Source organism: Luteibacter rhizovicinus (genome assembly GCF_004342265.1).
GTDB lineage: Bacteria > Pseudomonadota > Gammaproteobacteria > Xanthomonadales > Rhodanobacteraceae > Luteibacter > Luteibacter rhizovicinus_B.
In genome coordinates this window covers 172,315-187,016 of the sequence record NZ_SMCS01000007.1, presented here as the reverse complement: position 1 = coordinate 187,016, position 14,702 = coordinate 172,315, and the positions used below count along the sequence as shown (strand labels likewise).

Genomic DNA, 14,702 nt, shown 5'->3' with positions numbered 1-14,702 from the left:
CCGGCGTGCCGGTCAGGCGTTGAACGAACCGCCGCCGTTATAGGGCGGCGCCGCGGCAGCGACTTCGCCCACGCGCCCTTGCAGGACCAGCGTGCCCGCGAGCATGTCGTGCACGCCCTGCTTGCGTTCCGTCCATGCGGCGACGAGGTAGCAGATCATGGGAATCAGCCAGATGACCACGTTCACCAGGCGAACGGCGTTGCGGCCAATGCTGCGGCCGAACGAGAGGCGTTCGCCCTGCATGTCGGTTACGCGAAGGCCCACGGCCAGCTTGCCGGGCGTCGCCTGCCACTTCGAGCATTCGAAGGCGGCGTAGTAGATGAAGCCGGCAATCGTCGTCGCCAGGCTGATCGGCCGCAGCGCGGCGACATAACCCGACATCGCGTTCACACGGTCGCTGCCTACCACGTCCATGAAGTGGCTGGCCGCGCCGGCCAGTCCCATCGACAGTGCGATGACCGTGAAGGGCACGAGCAGGATGAGGTAGTCGATCACCCAGGCCGCGAAGCGCAGCCAGAATCCGGCGTAGAGCGGTTCCGCCACGTCGGTGATGCCGAGAAACGGGGGCGGGGAGGGCGGAGCCGTCGCCGGACCGGGTTCGGGCCGCGCGTCCGGAAAGAGCTCGCCGAGCGGGCGCCACTCGGTCATGCCCTCGTACCAGCCGAGTTCGTCCGGGCGATACGTTCTGTCGCGCAACCATGCACGAACCTCGTCCTCGGTATAAGGCCCGAGGCGTTCGCCCTGTCGTCCAATCCAGACCTGCTTGGTCATCGTTCTGCTCGCGCGGCTATTCTCCGCGCATCATGCCATAGGCGGCGCGGACGACCGATCAGGCGGCGCGACGTTTCAGGTGTACCAGCAGCAACGAGATCGCTGCCGGCGTCACGCCGCTGATGCGTGCGGCCTGACCGATGGTTTCAGGCAGGGTGCGCTTGAGCTTGCCCAGGACCTCGGTCGACAGTCCGCGTACGCGGTCATAGTCGAACCCGGACGGAATGACCGTGGTCTCGTGCCGGCGTTGACGCTCGATCTCTTCGCGCTGGCGCTCGAGATAGCCGGCGTACTTGGCCTGTACCTCGACTTGTCCCGCCACTTCCGGATCGTCGACCGCCGGTCCCAGCTCGGCGACCGCGGTCAGGGCGACGTAGTTCATCTCGGGGCGGCGCAGCAGGTCGAGTGCATGCGTCTCGCGACTGACGGCGATGCCCAGCGAGCGTTCCACCGCCGCGCCTAAAGTGTTCGTGGGGGCTGCCCAGATGCCACGCAGGCGCGCGGTCTCGCGTTCGACGGCTTCCCGCTTGTTTTCCAGGCGATGGAAGCGATCGTCGGGCACGACGCCGCGGGCGTGGCCTTCGGGGGTCAGGCGCAGGTCGGCATTGTCTTCGCGAAGGTGCAGCCGGTACTCGGCGCGCGACGTGAACATGCGGTAGGGCTCGATCGTGCCGTTCGTGGTGAGGTCGTCGATCAGCACGCCGATATAGGCTTCGTCGCGACGCGGGTACCACGGCGCTTCGCCGCGCGTGGCCAGCGCGGCGTTCATGCCGGCGATCAATCCTTGGGCGCCCGCTTCTTCGTAGCCGGTCGTGCCATTGATCTGGCCCGCGAAATACAGGCCCGGGATGTTCTTCGTTTCCAGCCACGGATGCAGTCCGCGCGGATCGAAGTAGTCGTATTCGATGGCGTAGCCGGGACGCGTGATGTGCGCGTTCTCGAACCCGCGAATGGAGCGCACCAGGGCGTACTGCACGTCGAACGGCAGCGATGTCGAGATGCCGTTGGGATAGATCTCGAATGTGTCGAGACCTTCCGGTTCCACGAAGATCTGGTGCGACGATTTCTCGGCGAAGCGCACGACCTTGTCTTCGATGGACGGACAGTATCGCGGACCCACGCCTTCGATCTGGCCGCTATACAGCGGCGAGCGATCGAGCGAGCCGCGAATGAGGTCGTGCGTCGCCTCGCTGGTGTGCGTGATCCAGCAACTGACCTGTCGCGGGTGTTCGCGCGCCGAGCCCATGAAGGAGAAGTGGGGTGCGGGATCGTCGCCCGGCTGTTCTTCCAGCGCCGAAAAATCGATGCTGCGGCTGTCGATGCGCGGCGGCGTGCCGGTTTTCAGGCGGTCGGCGGCCACGGGCAATTCGCGCAGGCGAGCGGCCAGCGTGGACGCGGGCGGATCGCCCGCGCGTCCACCGGCATATTGCGCAGGACCGATATGGATCTTGCCCGCGAGGAACGTTCCCGCGGTCAGTACAACGGTGGCGGCGTGAAAATCGAGGCCCATCTGCGTGCGTACGCCGACGACACGACCGTTCTCGAGTAACAGGTCGTCCACCGCTTGCTGGAAAAGCTGCAGATTGGGCTGGGTTTCGACGATGTGGCGAATCGCCGACTTGTAAAGCGCGCGGTCGGCCTGGCAGCGCGTGGCGCGTACCGCCGGTCCCTTGGACGCGTTGAGTGTGCGCCACTGGATGCCTGCGCGATCGGCGGCGTGGCCCATGGCGCCGCCCAATGCGTCGATTTCCTTGACCAGATGTCCCTTGCCGATGCCGCCGATCGCCGGATTGCAGCTCATCTGACCGATGGTTTCGATGTTGTGGCTGAGCAGCAGTGTGCGGGCGCCTACGCGAGCAGCCGCAAGCGCGGCTTCGGTGCCGGCGTGGCCGCCGCCGACCACGATCACGTCATAGGTTTCGTTGTGAAGCATGGCATTGGGCTCGGGCTTAAGGCCGGGACGCTATTTTAGGCGTTTCCGCTGGTGTCTGTATGACTGCTGCTTGGAGAGCCTCTTGTGTTGGAGCGCGCTTGCGCGCGATCCCCTGCGGAGCGAGACGCTTGTTCCTTCGATGACGCGAGCGGTTTGCTAGCTGGACTGCTGCGATCGTCGGCGTCCGGCTCCGCGGGGAATCGCGCGCAAGAGCGCTCCTGCAAGAGCGGGCATGGGGCTGGTGGCATGATCCCTGCTTCAAGAATCCCGCACTTCTCCCGGGCAGACGCTGCGCGATAAGACGCGCGCCGAGACCGAACGACAGGGGTTTGGTCGCGTGCCGGAGGAAGGAAGCGGGATGCGGGCAGGGATGCCCCATTCGATCCGAGAATGAGATCTGGCGCCCGGCGGTCTCAGGAACAGGGGGAATCCAGGATGACCGTGTTGCCGGGCGCCAGAAACCGGATGACTGGCACGAAAGACAAGCCGCGGCGCTAAGTCGCGGCTTTTTTCGTTGGGGTTAAGTTAGCGCCGATTAAGTGAACCATGTGTGACTTTTCCGTTCAGTCCCTACCCGAAATCGGCAATTCGTGACGCACAGCGTCAGTTTTGTGCACTTCTGGCCAGGTTGAATGTGACGTGGTTCACACTCATTGTTTGCTCCGGCGACCATGGCACGGCGGTTGCACAGCTACGTTACCCAGGTCGGCAGTGCCGGAGGACGTCATGAACGCCGTTATCGCCATCGAGCCCGACTTCCGCCACCACGACCTGCTCATCGAACTGGGCCAGCTGGAAATGGCGATGGAACACCTGGCCGTGCAGTCCGGCAGCGAGAGCGACGCGTTGCGCCCCCGTATCGAGCAGCGCATGGCCCAGCTTCGCGAAGTCTTGCTCGACTACGCGAACTGACCGATCGGGTCAGCCCAGGGCCACCCGGCCCAGGATGTCGGTCAGGTCCCGCGACAGATCGCTGCGTCCCGCTAGTTCCGCCACCACTGCGTGTGCCGCTTCCCTGCGTACGGGTTCGAGCCGCTTCCAGCCGTTGAAGGCCGTCGCCACGCGAGCGGCAACCTGGGGGTTGAGTCCGTCCAGCGTCACCAGCCGTTCGGCCAGCCAGCGATAAGCCGCACCGTCGGCCCGGTGAAATCCCGTGGGATTGGCGCGGGCGAACAAGCCGATCAGGGCCTGGACGCGATTCGGATTGCGCAACGTAAAGGTCGCATCTCGTTCCAGCGCCTGTACGCGGGCCAGTGCGTCATCGCCCGGCAACTGCGCCTGCACGGCGAACCACTTGTCGAGTGCCAGGGCGTTGTCCGCGTAGCGCTCGCGAAAATGCGCGATCGAAGCCGCCGCACCGTCCGTGCTGGTGGTCGCCAGGATGGTCAGAGCGGCAAGGCGGTCGGTCATCCCCGGTGCTTCGTTGTACTGCGCCAGTGCAAGGGTGCGCGCGTCCGATTCGTCGACGGCCGCGATCAGGTCCAGCATCCGCCGTTTGAGCTGGCGAGCTGCCTGACTTTGCGCGTCGAGGGCGCCGGTGGTGCGTGCGTGCAGACTTTGGTATCGCTGGCGAAGTTTCGACGCGCCGATGCGGGAGGCAAGCGCGGCAAGCAAGGATTTCCGTGTCGCGCGGATACGGTCCGGATCGCGCTCGGCCTGGCGCTCCACGAGTTCGATTTCGCCGGGCGGTGTCAGCAACTCCGCCAGCAGCGCATCGTCGATTGCCTCGTTGCCGAACAGCGTGGCGAGCGCGCCGGTCCATGCCGTAACGGCTGCGCTGTCCTGCTTTCCGTCGCGCAGGTCGTCGTAAGCAAGTGCCGCGAGTTGCTGTCCCGCTTCCCAGCGATTGAAGCCGTCGACATCGTGCTGCAACAGCACCGCCAGTTCGTCGGGCGCGTAGTCGAACTCCAGAATGACCGGTGCGGAGAAGCCGCGCAGCAGCGACGGCACTGGTGCAACGTCGACGTCGTCGAATACGTAGGTGGCTTCGGCCTGATCGATGACTACCGTGAGTTCGGTATCGACCGGTCCGGTTCCGTCGCGAAGCTTGAGCGGCAACATGCGTCCGTCGGTCGCGAACAGTGCGAGCTTCACGGGAATCGGCAGCGACCGCTTTTCGGCCTGACCCGGACCCGCCGGCGTGCGCTGGCGAAGTTTCAGCGTATAGCGCCGCGCATCGGCGTCGTATTGCCCGCTGGCAGACAGGCGTGGCGTGCCCGCCTGTCCGTACCACGCGAGATAGGGTGTGAGGTCGATGTCGTTGGCTTCGCCCAATGCGGAGAGGAAGTCTTCGATCGTCGCGGCGTCGCCATCGTTGCGTTCGAAATACAGATCCATGCCGCGGCGGAAGCCATCCTTACCCAGGCGGCCGGCAAGCATGCGCACCAGTTCGGAGCCTTTCTCGTACACCGTCGCGGTGTAGAAATTATTGATCTCGCTGTATTCGGCCGGCCGGACCGGATGCGAAAGCGGACCCGCATCTTCGGGGAACTGCGCACGGCGAAGCAGTGCCACGTCTTCGATGCGTTTCAGCGGCGCGGAATTCATATCGGCCGAAAAGCTCTGCTCGCGGAAAACGGTCAGACCTTCTTTCAGACTTAGCTGGAACCAGTCGCGGCAGGTGACGCGGTTGCCGCTCCAGTTATGGAAGTACTCGTGAGCTACCACGGCTTCGACGTGACGATATTCGTCGTCGGTACCGGAGTCGGCGTCGGCCAGCAGATACTTCGCGTTGAAGATGTTCAGGCCCTTGTTTTCCATCGCACCCATGTTGAAGTCGTGCGTGGCGACGACATGGAAAACATCGAGGTCGTAATTGCGCCCATAGGTTTCCTCGTCCCAGCGCATCGAGCGCACGAGCGAATCCATCGCGTAGTGGCAGCGATCGATGACGTCGGCTTCGGCCCAGATATGCAGGGCGACGGGGCGACCGTCCGCAGTGGTGTAGTCCTGGCTGATGCGTGCCAACCGGCCCGCCACCAGGGCGAACAGGTAACTCGGCTTCGGGTGTGGATCGACGAAGCGCGCCCAGTGGCGGCCACCTTCCAGTTCACCCTCGCCATCGGGGTTGCCGCCCGCGAGGAGGACGGGAAAGCGTTCGCGATCGGCGCGCAACGTCACCGTGTACTTCGAGAGGACATCCGGCCGATCGGGGAAGAACGTAATGTGCCGGAAGCCTTCGGCTTCGCACTGGGTCAGCAAAAAGCCTGTGTCGCGGCTGCCCGACAGGTACAGCCCTTCCAGCGCCGTATTCTCGGCGGGACGAAGGCCGACGCGGGTTTCGACGACGCACCGGTCCACATCGATCGCAATTTCCAGCGTACCGTTACCGAGGATGTAGTCGTTTGGTCCGAGCTGGCGACCGTCCACACTGACCGAAAGCAGTTCCAGGCCTTCGCCGTTCAGGCGAAGCGGTTCGTTCGCCATGCGCCGCAGATCGAGTTTCGCTACGACGTCCGTCCGGTCGATTCCGAGGTCGAAATCGAGCTCGACGTGTTCGACGTGCCAGGCGGGGGCGCGGTAATCGACAAGGTGGATGACGGAGGTTGCGGCGTCGGCGCGATCGTTCATGGAGGGGGCATGTGAAGGCTGAACAGGCAGGCTAACATGCGGTCGGATTCGTCAAAAGGAAGCCTCCATGTCCCGCTTTACCACTGGTCATGCATCGCTCGGAGACGAGCCGCTGCTGGTTCTCGTCGATGCGGACGGCGACCGGAGTGTGCGAATCGCCCGGCGTGGCGCGACCGTCCTGGCCATCGAACTGCCCGTGGGTCCTCGCCTGCGCAACATTGCCGACGGCTTTCGCGATCCGCAGGAACTTGCGACCCAGAAGGGCTCCCGCTTCGCCATCATGACGCCGTTCGCCAATCGCGTAGCCGATGCCCGGTATACGTTCGAGGGCAACACGTATGACCTCGCGCCTGGCGCTGAGGGTGCGGATCGGGCGATCCGCCATGGATTCCTGCGCAACGTCGTATTCGACGTGCAGCGGGAATACGCGGACGACAAATCCGCCTCCGTTACCCTGGTCAGCCATTCGATCCGGCTGGGTACGCACGCTGGCTATCCCTTCGCCATCGACATCGCGGTGACCTTCACGCTGGACGACAGTGGTCTCACCGTCGAGGCGAAAACCCGCAACGTCGGCGATCACCCCGCGCCGACCTTCTTTGGTTGGCATCCTTACTTCCGTCTATCCGATGGGCCCATCGCGGAATGGGAACTGACCATTCCCGCCGACACACTGATCGCCACGGACGCCGACTACATCCCTCTGCCCGGCACGCGCGCATGGCAGGCGCTGGACAAAGCGGATCGTTCGTTCGACTTCCGTACGCCGCGCGCGATCGGCGACATCGAACTCAACCATACCTATGCCGATCTGCGTCTCGATACGGATGGGCGTGCCCGCACCCGTCTGCGCGATCCGAAGACGGGCGTCTCCATTGCTGTCTGGCAGGAGCATGGCGTCATGCTGGCCTTTACGGCGGACACGGTGAATCGCGATGCGCGCCGCGCGGTAGCGCTCGAACCCATGGAGTGCATGGCCGACGCCTTCAATCGCGACGACTGCAAGCCGCTGGTGACGCTGGCGCCCGGTGACGAGCGTCGTTTCGTATGCGGCGTGGAGTTCCGCGCATGATGCTACCCAGCCTGGACGACATCCGTTCGGCCGCCGCCCGCATCGCGCCCCATGCCGTCGTCACACCTGTCATGCGTAGCGATCGTATCGACGCGCTTGTCGGCGTTCCCGTTTACTTCAAGTGCGAAAACCTGCAACGCGGTGGCGCGTTTAAATTCCGGGGAGCGTCGAATGCCGTCTGGTCGCTCGACGATGCCGTCGCGTCGAAGGGCGTCGTGACCCATTCGTCGGGAAACCACGGCAACGCGCTGGCGCTGGCGGCGAAATCCCGGGGAATTCCTGCACATATCATCGTCCCCGACGGTGCCGTGCAGACCAAGGTCGACGCCATCGTTGCCGCGGGCGCGACCATCCACCGATGTGCGCCCACGCAAGCCTCGCGCGAGGCGGCGGCCGCCGAAATACAGGCCGCCACGGGCGCTGACCTGGTCCATCCGTATGCCGATGCCCGTGTCATCGCGGGGCAGGGCACGCTGGTTCCCGAGCTGCTGCGACAGGTTCCCGGTCTCGACGCGGTGCTGTTCCCCGTTGGCGGTGGCGGTCTCGCGGCCGGTTGCTCGATTGCCGCACACGGCATCGATCCGGCGATTCGTCTCTTCGGTGCCGAACCCTCAGGTGCCGACGACGCATTTCGTTCGTTGCGCGACGGACATCGTGTCGGCCCGTTCGTGCCCGATACGATCAGCGACGGCCTGCGCACGCTGATCGGGGAGCCGAATTTCGAAGCGTTGCGCGAACACGCGGTCGAGATGCTGCCCGTGTCCGACGCCGAAACCATTGCCGCGATGAAACTGCTCTGGTCCGAGCTGAAGATCGTCGTGGAGCCTTCCAGCTCCACGGTGCTGGCGGCGTTGCTGCGTTATCCCGGGCGTTTCGCGGGACGGCGCGTCGGCGCGGTGTTGACCGGCGGCAACGTCGATCTGGACGCGCTGCCCTGGTGACTCGCGTCAGGAGCGGCCGGCGCGGCGGCCAAAGCCGACACCGGTGACAGCGACCAGGCCGGCAAGAATGAAGACGACGCCGACACCCTCCATGGGTGTCGGGCGTTCCCCCAGGATGACCCAGGCCATCAGTACGCTGGTGACCGGTACGGCCAGGCTGGCAACCGACGCGACCGCGGTCGACAGACGTTTGACCACGAACAGCCATAAGCCCCACGCGACGCTGGACGCCAGGATCACGCTATAGGCGAGTCCGCCCAGGAAGGCCGGCGTCCAGTCGATCTCGCGCTGCGGGACGCACAAGGCCACGACGACAAGGGCAATCGCGCCGAACATCATCTGCCATGCGGTGAGGGTCAGCGGCGCCGGATTGTGCATGCGGAATATCCGTTTGCTGAGTACCGTGCCCAGCGCCCAGAATCCACCGCCGGCCAGCGCGCATATCGTACTGATGGTGCTGCCCAGGCCATGCCAGGGTTCGATGACGCAGGTCAGGCCCAGTGCCGCGAGCAGCAGGCCCACGACATGGCGGCGTGTGGGACGCTCGTCCAGCAGCACCCATGCGAGCAGCACGGCCCAGAACGGCATTGCGTACGCGAGCAGTGCGACATGCCCCGCGCCACCGCTGACCAGCGCCAGTTGGCCCAGCCCCTGGAAGGCCGCTGTCTGGCTAAGCCCTACGAGTGCCGTCGACAGAATCGGCGGTGGGCGCAATGGCTGGCGGGTTGCCAGCAGTACCCCGAAAAGCAGCGCTGCGCCGAGCGAATAACGCAGGGCGGCAAAGTCGAATGGGCCGGCATAACGCAGGACCTGCTTCATCACGATCCAGCTATACGCCCAAATGACGACGGTGATGCCCAATGCGACGACAGCGTTCCGACGTGGGGAATCTTCATTCATGCGCACGGACACCGATGCTCAAAGCGGACATTATCGCTGCGATAGCTTGGATATTCTCCGTCCGCACAAAGGAGAATGCCGTGAATATCAAGCGCTGTGCATGGGCGGACCAAAGCGACATAGAACGCGAATACCACGACAGGGAATGGGGCGTACCGGTTCGCGACGATCGCGCGCTGTTTGAGTTTCTGCTGCTGGAAGGGGCCCAGGCCGGACTGTCGTGGCGTACCGTGCTTGCGAAGCGCGACAATTATCGCCGTGCTTTCCATGGTTATGACATCGAGCGCATCGCGGCCATGTCGGACGACGAAATGACCCAACTCATGCGTGATCCGGGCCTGATCCGGAACCGGCTGAAAATCGGCTCCACGCGAAAGAACGCACGTGCCGCCGTGGCGGTCGTGGCCGAGCATGGTTCTCTGACGACGTATCTGTGGTCGTTCGTGGGCGGCCAGACCATCGTCAATGCCTGGCAGTGCGCATCGGACGTGCCCGCGCGATCCGTGGAATCGGATGCCATGAGCGCGGCGCTGAAGAAACGTGGCTTCAGTTTCGCAGGCAGTACGATCTGCTACGCGTTGATGCAGGCAACGGGCATGGTCAACGACCACCTCGTCGATTGTCACAGCTACCGCTGATGGCTGCTTCATCATAGCTACCAGCCTAGAAGGCAGGCTCGCGCAATGCTGGCGAGCTGCGGCAGGCAGATTGCCTCGAAGATCGGGTTTATATGCTCAGCGACGCCGCGAGCCGCGCAGGCTATCGATCGGGAAGCTCGCGATCTCGCCGCCTTCCGTACGACGCGACTGTCCCACCGGCGGTCCGAACGCATGCGCGGTTACGACTTCCCAGGTGGATGGGATCGTGCCGTCGACGCGCATGGCTTCGTAAGCGTCGAGCATACGACGGTAATGTTGCTTGCCGGTAAGCCCGCGCGAGCGCGCGCTATCGGCGTTCGTGGCGCCCAATCCCTTCAGTTCGCGCAGCAGAGCCTGCGGGTCGGGATAGGTGAGCGTATAGCGCTCCGCGAACAGCACCGGATCGCGCAGTCCGGAGGTCAGCATCGCATCGCCGACATCGTGCATGTCGAGGAATCGGGCCACGTGCGCGAACTCGTCGGATTGTGCCCAAGCCTCGCGCAGCTCCTTCAACGTATCCGGGCCGAACGTCGAGAAGGTCAGCAGACCGCCCGGCTTCAGTACGCGGGCGCATTCGGTAAACAAGCGCGCGACGTCGTCGCACCATTGAAAACAGAGATTCGAATGCAGCACGTCGACGCTATGGTCGGGAACCGGCAGCGAGTACGCGTCCGCGCAAACGCGCGAAAACGGCTTCAACCAGCCTGTATGTTCTTTCGCGCGGCGCAGCATCGGTAGCGCGAGATCGATCGCGATAACCTGCGCCTTGGGATACTTTTTCTTTAGCAGCGCCGTGCCACGACCCGTGCCCGCGCCGACATCGAGTACGCGTTCCGGCGTCTGTTCATAGATGTCCAGCCGTTCGATCAGCGACGCCTGAACCTCGCGCTGAAGCACGTCATGCTGCTCGTACGTGCCGGCGGCGCGGCCAAAATTGTGGCGCACCTGTCGGCGGTCGAAATGGAAATCGGTCATGCGAGTGCGCCAATAAAGGATTGCAGGGCGTCGGCCATGGCATCGGCGTGGCCGATGAAAGGTGCGTGTCCCGCATGGGCTATGTCGTTGAAGTCGCCGCCGCATGCATTCGCCGACCACTTCATGGCAGAGGGATGCACGAGGCGATCGCGATGTCCCGCCATCCACAGGCTGGCGGGCACCAGTTCGGGAAGCCGGTCGCGCATGTCGGTGGTTTCCAGCAGGCGAATGCCTTCCTGGAGCACACGAGGGTCCGGTTCGCCGCGCGCGAATGTTTCTTCGCGCAGTCGCCGGGCCTCGGCGCGCGGGTCGGCGCTGCCCATGGCTTCCAGTGCGATGAAGCGTTCCAGCGTCGCGCGATAGTCGGTTTTCAGATCGGCAGCCAGCTGACGCACCATCGAAGCATCGTTGCCGTACGGCCAGGTGTCGTCGCGTACGAACTTTGGCGTGGAACACAGCATGGTCAGACCGAGGACGTGTTCGTGCCGTTCGAGTGCCGCGGTAAGCGCCACCAGTCCGCCAAGCGACCAGCCGAGCCAGACCGCCGGCGGCGTCGCGGCTGCGATGGCGTCCGCGCAGGCGCGTGGCTCGAGCGGAATCCCGCTGTTTCGCGAATTTCCGTGACCGGGCAGGTCGACGAGGTACATCGTGAATGCGCTTTCCAGCAGATCGGCCAGCGGCGCGAAAATGCCGCCGTGCATGGCCCATCCATGGATTAATACCAGCGGAACAGGCCCTGTGCCGCGTACCTCGATTGCCAGATCGCTCATGCGTCGGCGCTCGGCGCGAGCGTGGGATCGACCGCGCCGCGATCGTCGAAGACGAAGCAGTCGCCACGCCAGTGCGCGCCGCCCACTTCCTCGAAATATTTCAGAATGCCGCCTTCGAGCTGGTACACGTGATCGATGCCGACATCGCGCATATGGATGGCCGCCTTTTCGCAGCGGATGCCACCCGTGCAGAACGACACGACGGTCTTGCCGGCGAAACGGTCGCGGTCCGCTGCCACTGCTTCGGGAAATGCCGTAAAGCTGGGCAGGCGGTAATCGACAACGTTCTCGAACGTGCCAACGTCCACTTCGTAATCGTTGCGCGTATCCAGCAACACGACGGGACGACCCGAATCGTCGTGGCCCTGGTCCAGCCAGCGGCGCAGGTCACCCGGCGCGACCGCGGGAGCACGTCCGGCTTCCGGACGGATCAGCGGCGCGCGCATCGTGATGATTTCCTTCTTCAGGCGCACGCGCATGCGATTGAAGGGCGCGGCGTCCGAAAGGCTCTCCTTCGGCACGATGTCCGCGAAGCGTGTGTCCTCGCGCAGCCAGGTCATGAACGCTTCGATGCGATCGCGCGGCGCGGCCAGGAAGATATTGATACCCTCCGGCGCGACCAGGATCGTGCCCTTCAGCTCAAGCGCGTCGCAGCGCGACTGGAACGCCACGCGCAGAGCCGCGCAGTCGTCCAGACCGACGAACTTATAGGCGGAAATATTGAGGATCGACATCGGCATGGGAAGGGTCGTGCGGATGGGCATTATAGCAGCGGGGCCCGAACGGTCCCGCCCGGGTGCGCTCCCGCAGAGAGCCGGTGCCGCACCCGATCGAAGAGAGCGTCGGTTTCGCGAAAAAGGGTCACGGATGAGCGCCTATCGCGGCGTTCAGCGCCTCGAGCAATCCGTCGATCTGGTCGGCCTCATGCGCCGCCGAAAGCGTCACGCGGAGCCGTGCCGAGCCAGCCGGCACCGTGGGCGGCCGGATCGCCGTGACCAGATAGCCCCGGTCTTCGAGTCGTGTCGCAGCCTTCATGGCAAATTCCGGATCGCCGAGCAGCAGGGGCTGGATCGCCGTCCGCGACGGCATGACTGGCAAGCCCAGCGCTTCCGCGCCGGCGCGAAACCGGGCGATATGGATGCCCAACCGCTTCCGGCGGCCCTCCGTATCGTTTCGGGCGATAGTCAGTGCCACCCGTGTCGCCGCGGCCAGGGCGGGCGGCATCGCGGTCGTATAGATGTAGGTGCGTGCGAACTGGACGATACCGTCGATCATGGCGGCAGGGCCGGCGACAAAAGCCCCGGCACAGCCAAGGGCCTTGCCCAGCGTCCCCATCAGCAAGGGAGCATCCGCCTGGGAAAGCCCCGCTTCGGCGAGAGATCCGGCACCCCGCGGCCCCAGCACGCCCAGTCCGTGCGCGTCGTCCACATACAGCACGGCGCCTTCGTCGCGGCAGATGCCGGCCAGTTCACGCAGCGGCGCGACATCGCCATCCATGCTGAAAACGCCGTCGGTAGCGAGCAGCGCGCCACGATCCGGCTCTGCCCGCAGCGCACGCATGGCGTCGTCCACGTCGCCATGCGCGTAACGCTGCAGCCGCGAGCCCGCCAGCAATGCACCATCGATCAGGCTTGCGTGGTTCAGCCGGTCCTGCACGCAGACCGATGCCCCGCGCGCAGCGACGTTGCCGGCGCCGAGCAGAGCCTGCATCGCGCCGAGATTGGCCATGACGCCGGTCGAAAACAGCAGCGCGCGTTCGCGTCCCGTCCAGTCGGCAAGCTGTTCCTCCAGCGCGGCGTGTTCGCGGTGATGTCCGGAAACCAGATGCGCCGCGCCGCTACCGACGCCGTCGCGACCCGCCGCGGCGGTCAGTGCCGCGACCAGGTCAGGATGGTCCGCGAGGCCGAGATAATCGTTGCTGCAGAAATCGACCAGGGTGCGTTCGCCGATACGGCGCAACGCACCCTCGCGCGCGTCGACGGTGCGCAACCGACGCAGCAGTCCGGCTTCCTCGCGTGCCGCGCGCGCCGTTTCCAGCCGTGCCAGCAGGTCGATCCGGCTCACGCCGCGTCGGCGCGTTCGACGATGTCGGCGTGCACGGTGCCCGGTTCGATCTCGACTTCCAGCGGTTTCAGGCCCAGACGCTCGAACAGCCGGCGATCGTGCTCGACGTCGGGGTTACCCGTGGTCAGCAGTTTCTCGCCGTAGAAAATCGAATTGGCACCCGCGGCGAAACACAGCGCCTGCAGCGCGTCGTCCATCGACTCGCGTCCGGCCGACAGGCGCACCACGGATTCGGGCATCAGGATGCGCGCCACGGCAATGCTGCGCACGAACTCGAACGGGTCCAGCGCCTCGGTGCCGGCGAGCGGCGTGCCCGGGACCTGCACCAGCTGGTTGATCGGCACGGACTCGGGATGTTCGGGAAGATTCGCCAGTGTCTGTAATAGCCCCGCTCGCTGAGCGCGCGACTCGCCCATGCCGACGATGCCGCCGCAGCAGGTTTTCAGGCCAGCTTCGCGCACGCATTCCAGGGTATCGAGGCGGTCCTGATATTCGCGCGTATGGATAACCTCGCCGTAGAACTCCGGCGCGGTATCGAGATTGTGGTTATAGAAATCCAGACCCGCTGTCTTCAGGCGATTCGCCTGCGGCTGGGTCAGCATGCCCAGCGTCGCGCAGGTCTGCAGACCCAGCGCTTTCACGGCGCTGACGATATCCGCGACCTTTTCGACATCGCGATCCTTGGGCGAACGCCATGCCGCGCCCATGCAGAACCGACTCGCCCCGGCGTCCTTCGCGGCCTGCGCGCGCGCGACGACAGCCTCGACGCTCATCAACTTTTCCGCTTTCACCCCTGTCGCATAGCGTGCGGCCTGCGGACAATACGCGCAGTCCTCCGGGCAGCCACCCGTCTTGATCGACAGCAAGGTCGACACCTGGACGGCGTTCGGATCATGGTTGGCGCGGTGCACGGTCTGTGCCTGGAACAGCAGGTCGTTGAACGGTAAAGCAAAAAGTGCTTCGACCTCGGCGCGGGTCCAGTCGTGGTGGATGGCTGCGGGCATGGGTGTCTCCGTGGCTTGATACGCGAAGTGTGGGAAGCCCGAACCTGAACTGTCAACCTTCGTA

General features: G+C 64.8%; 13 protein-coding genes. 4 read left to right on the top strand and 9 right to left on the bottom strand.

The genetic code is table 11. The annotated features are described in order from the left end of the window. Positions 1-12 precede the first annotated feature (12 nt). Both EC912_RS16280 and mnmG read right to left on the bottom strand, forming a co-directional pair. Entirely contained in the window at positions 13-771 is a 759-nt protein-coding gene (locus tag EC912_RS16280) for an RDD family protein (protein ID WP_132146003.1), read from the bottom strand. A gap of 58 nt (positions 772-829) precedes the next feature. Beyond that, complete coding sequence (mnmG, locus tag EC912_RS16275) at positions 830-2,704, bottom strand: tRNA uridine-5-carboxymethylaminomethyl(34) synthesis enzyme MnmG (protein WP_132146001.1); 1,875 nt, start codon at positions 2,702-2,704, stop codon at positions 830-832. Positions 2,705-3,430: 726 nt separating this feature from the next. Between mnmG and EC912_RS16270 the strand changes: the two genes are divergently transcribed. Beyond that, the gene (locus tag EC912_RS16270; protein ID WP_132145999.1) at positions 3,431-3,616 is read left to right on the top strand and encodes a hypothetical protein; all 186 of its coding nucleotides are present in this window, start codon (positions 3,431-3,433) and stop codon (positions 3,614-3,616) included. A gap of 9 nt (positions 3,617-3,625) precedes the next feature. Here EC912_RS16270 and pepN read toward each other — a convergent pair whose 3' ends face one another. Continuing rightward, a complete protein-coding gene (pepN, locus tag EC912_RS16265; RefSeq protein ID WP_132145997.1) occupies positions 3,626-6,274 on the bottom strand; it encodes an aminopeptidase N in 2,649 nt (882 codons plus the stop codon). A 67-nt stretch (positions 6,275-6,341) separates the two neighbouring features. Here pepN and EC912_RS16260 point away from each other — a divergent pair, with 67 nt between their 5' ends. After that, complete coding sequence (locus tag EC912_RS16260) at positions 6,342-7,346, top strand: aldose 1-epimerase (RefSeq protein ID WP_132145995.1); 1,005 nt, start codon at positions 6,342-6,344, stop codon at positions 7,344-7,346. Then, entirely contained in the window at positions 7,343-8,287 is a 945-nt protein-coding gene (locus tag EC912_RS16255) for a threonine ammonia-lyase (RefSeq protein WP_243649326.1), read from the top strand. The genes EC912_RS16260 and EC912_RS16255 overlap by 4 nt, the downstream gene beginning before the upstream one ends. Positions 8,288-8,293: 6 nt before the next feature. On the opposite strand, the gene EC912_RS16250 is transcribed toward EC912_RS16255, so the two are convergent. Further along, entirely contained in the window at positions 8,294-9,187 is an 894-nt protein-coding gene (locus EC912_RS16250; protein ID WP_132145992.1) for a DMT family transporter, read from the bottom strand. Positions 9,188-9,273: 86 nt separating this feature from the next. Between EC912_RS16250 and EC912_RS16245 the strand changes: the two genes are divergently transcribed. Then, positions 9,274-9,825 (top strand): DNA-3-methyladenine glycosylase I, encoded by a 552-nt coding sequence (locus EC912_RS16245; RefSeq protein ID WP_165973644.1) that lies wholly within the window; start codon positions 9,274-9,276, stop codon positions 9,823-9,825. A 96-nt stretch (positions 9,826-9,921) separates the two neighbouring features. On the opposite strand, the gene bioC is transcribed toward EC912_RS16245, so the two are convergent. From bioC to bioB, 5 genes are all read right to left on the bottom strand, one after another. Then, positions 9,922-10,800, bottom strand: coding sequence for a malonyl-ACP O-methyltransferase BioC (gene bioC / locus EC912_RS16240; RefSeq protein ID WP_132145988.1), 879 nt, complete (start codon positions 10,798-10,800; stop codon positions 9,922-9,924). Further along, the gene (gene bioH / locus EC912_RS16235) at positions 10,797-11,570 is read right to left on the bottom strand and encodes a pimeloyl-ACP methyl ester esterase BioH (RefSeq protein WP_132145986.1); all 774 of its coding nucleotides are present in this window, start codon (positions 11,568-11,570) and stop codon (positions 10,797-10,799) included. Before bioH ends, bioC begins: the two co-directional genes overlap by 4 nt. Further along, positions 11,567-12,310: a sulfurtransferase gene (locus EC912_RS16230; protein ID WP_343137270.1), complete on the bottom strand. Its 744-nt coding sequence runs from the start codon at positions 12,308-12,310 to the stop codon at positions 11,567-11,569. The genes bioH and EC912_RS16230 overlap by 4 nt, the downstream gene beginning before the upstream one ends. A gap of 121 nt (positions 12,311-12,431) precedes the next feature. Continuing rightward, on the bottom strand, positions 12,432-13,634 hold the full coding sequence (bioF, locus tag EC912_RS16225) for an 8-amino-7-oxononanoate synthase (RefSeq protein ID WP_132145984.1): 1,203 nt from the start codon (positions 13,632-13,634) through the stop codon (positions 12,432-12,434). After that, positions 13,631-14,638: a biotin synthase BioB gene (gene bioB, locus EC912_RS16220; RefSeq protein WP_132145982.1), complete on the bottom strand. Its 1,008-nt coding sequence runs from the start codon at positions 14,636-14,638 to the stop codon at positions 13,631-13,633. Before bioB ends, bioF begins: the two co-directional genes overlap by 4 nt. Positions 14,639-14,702 lie beyond the last annotated feature (64 nt).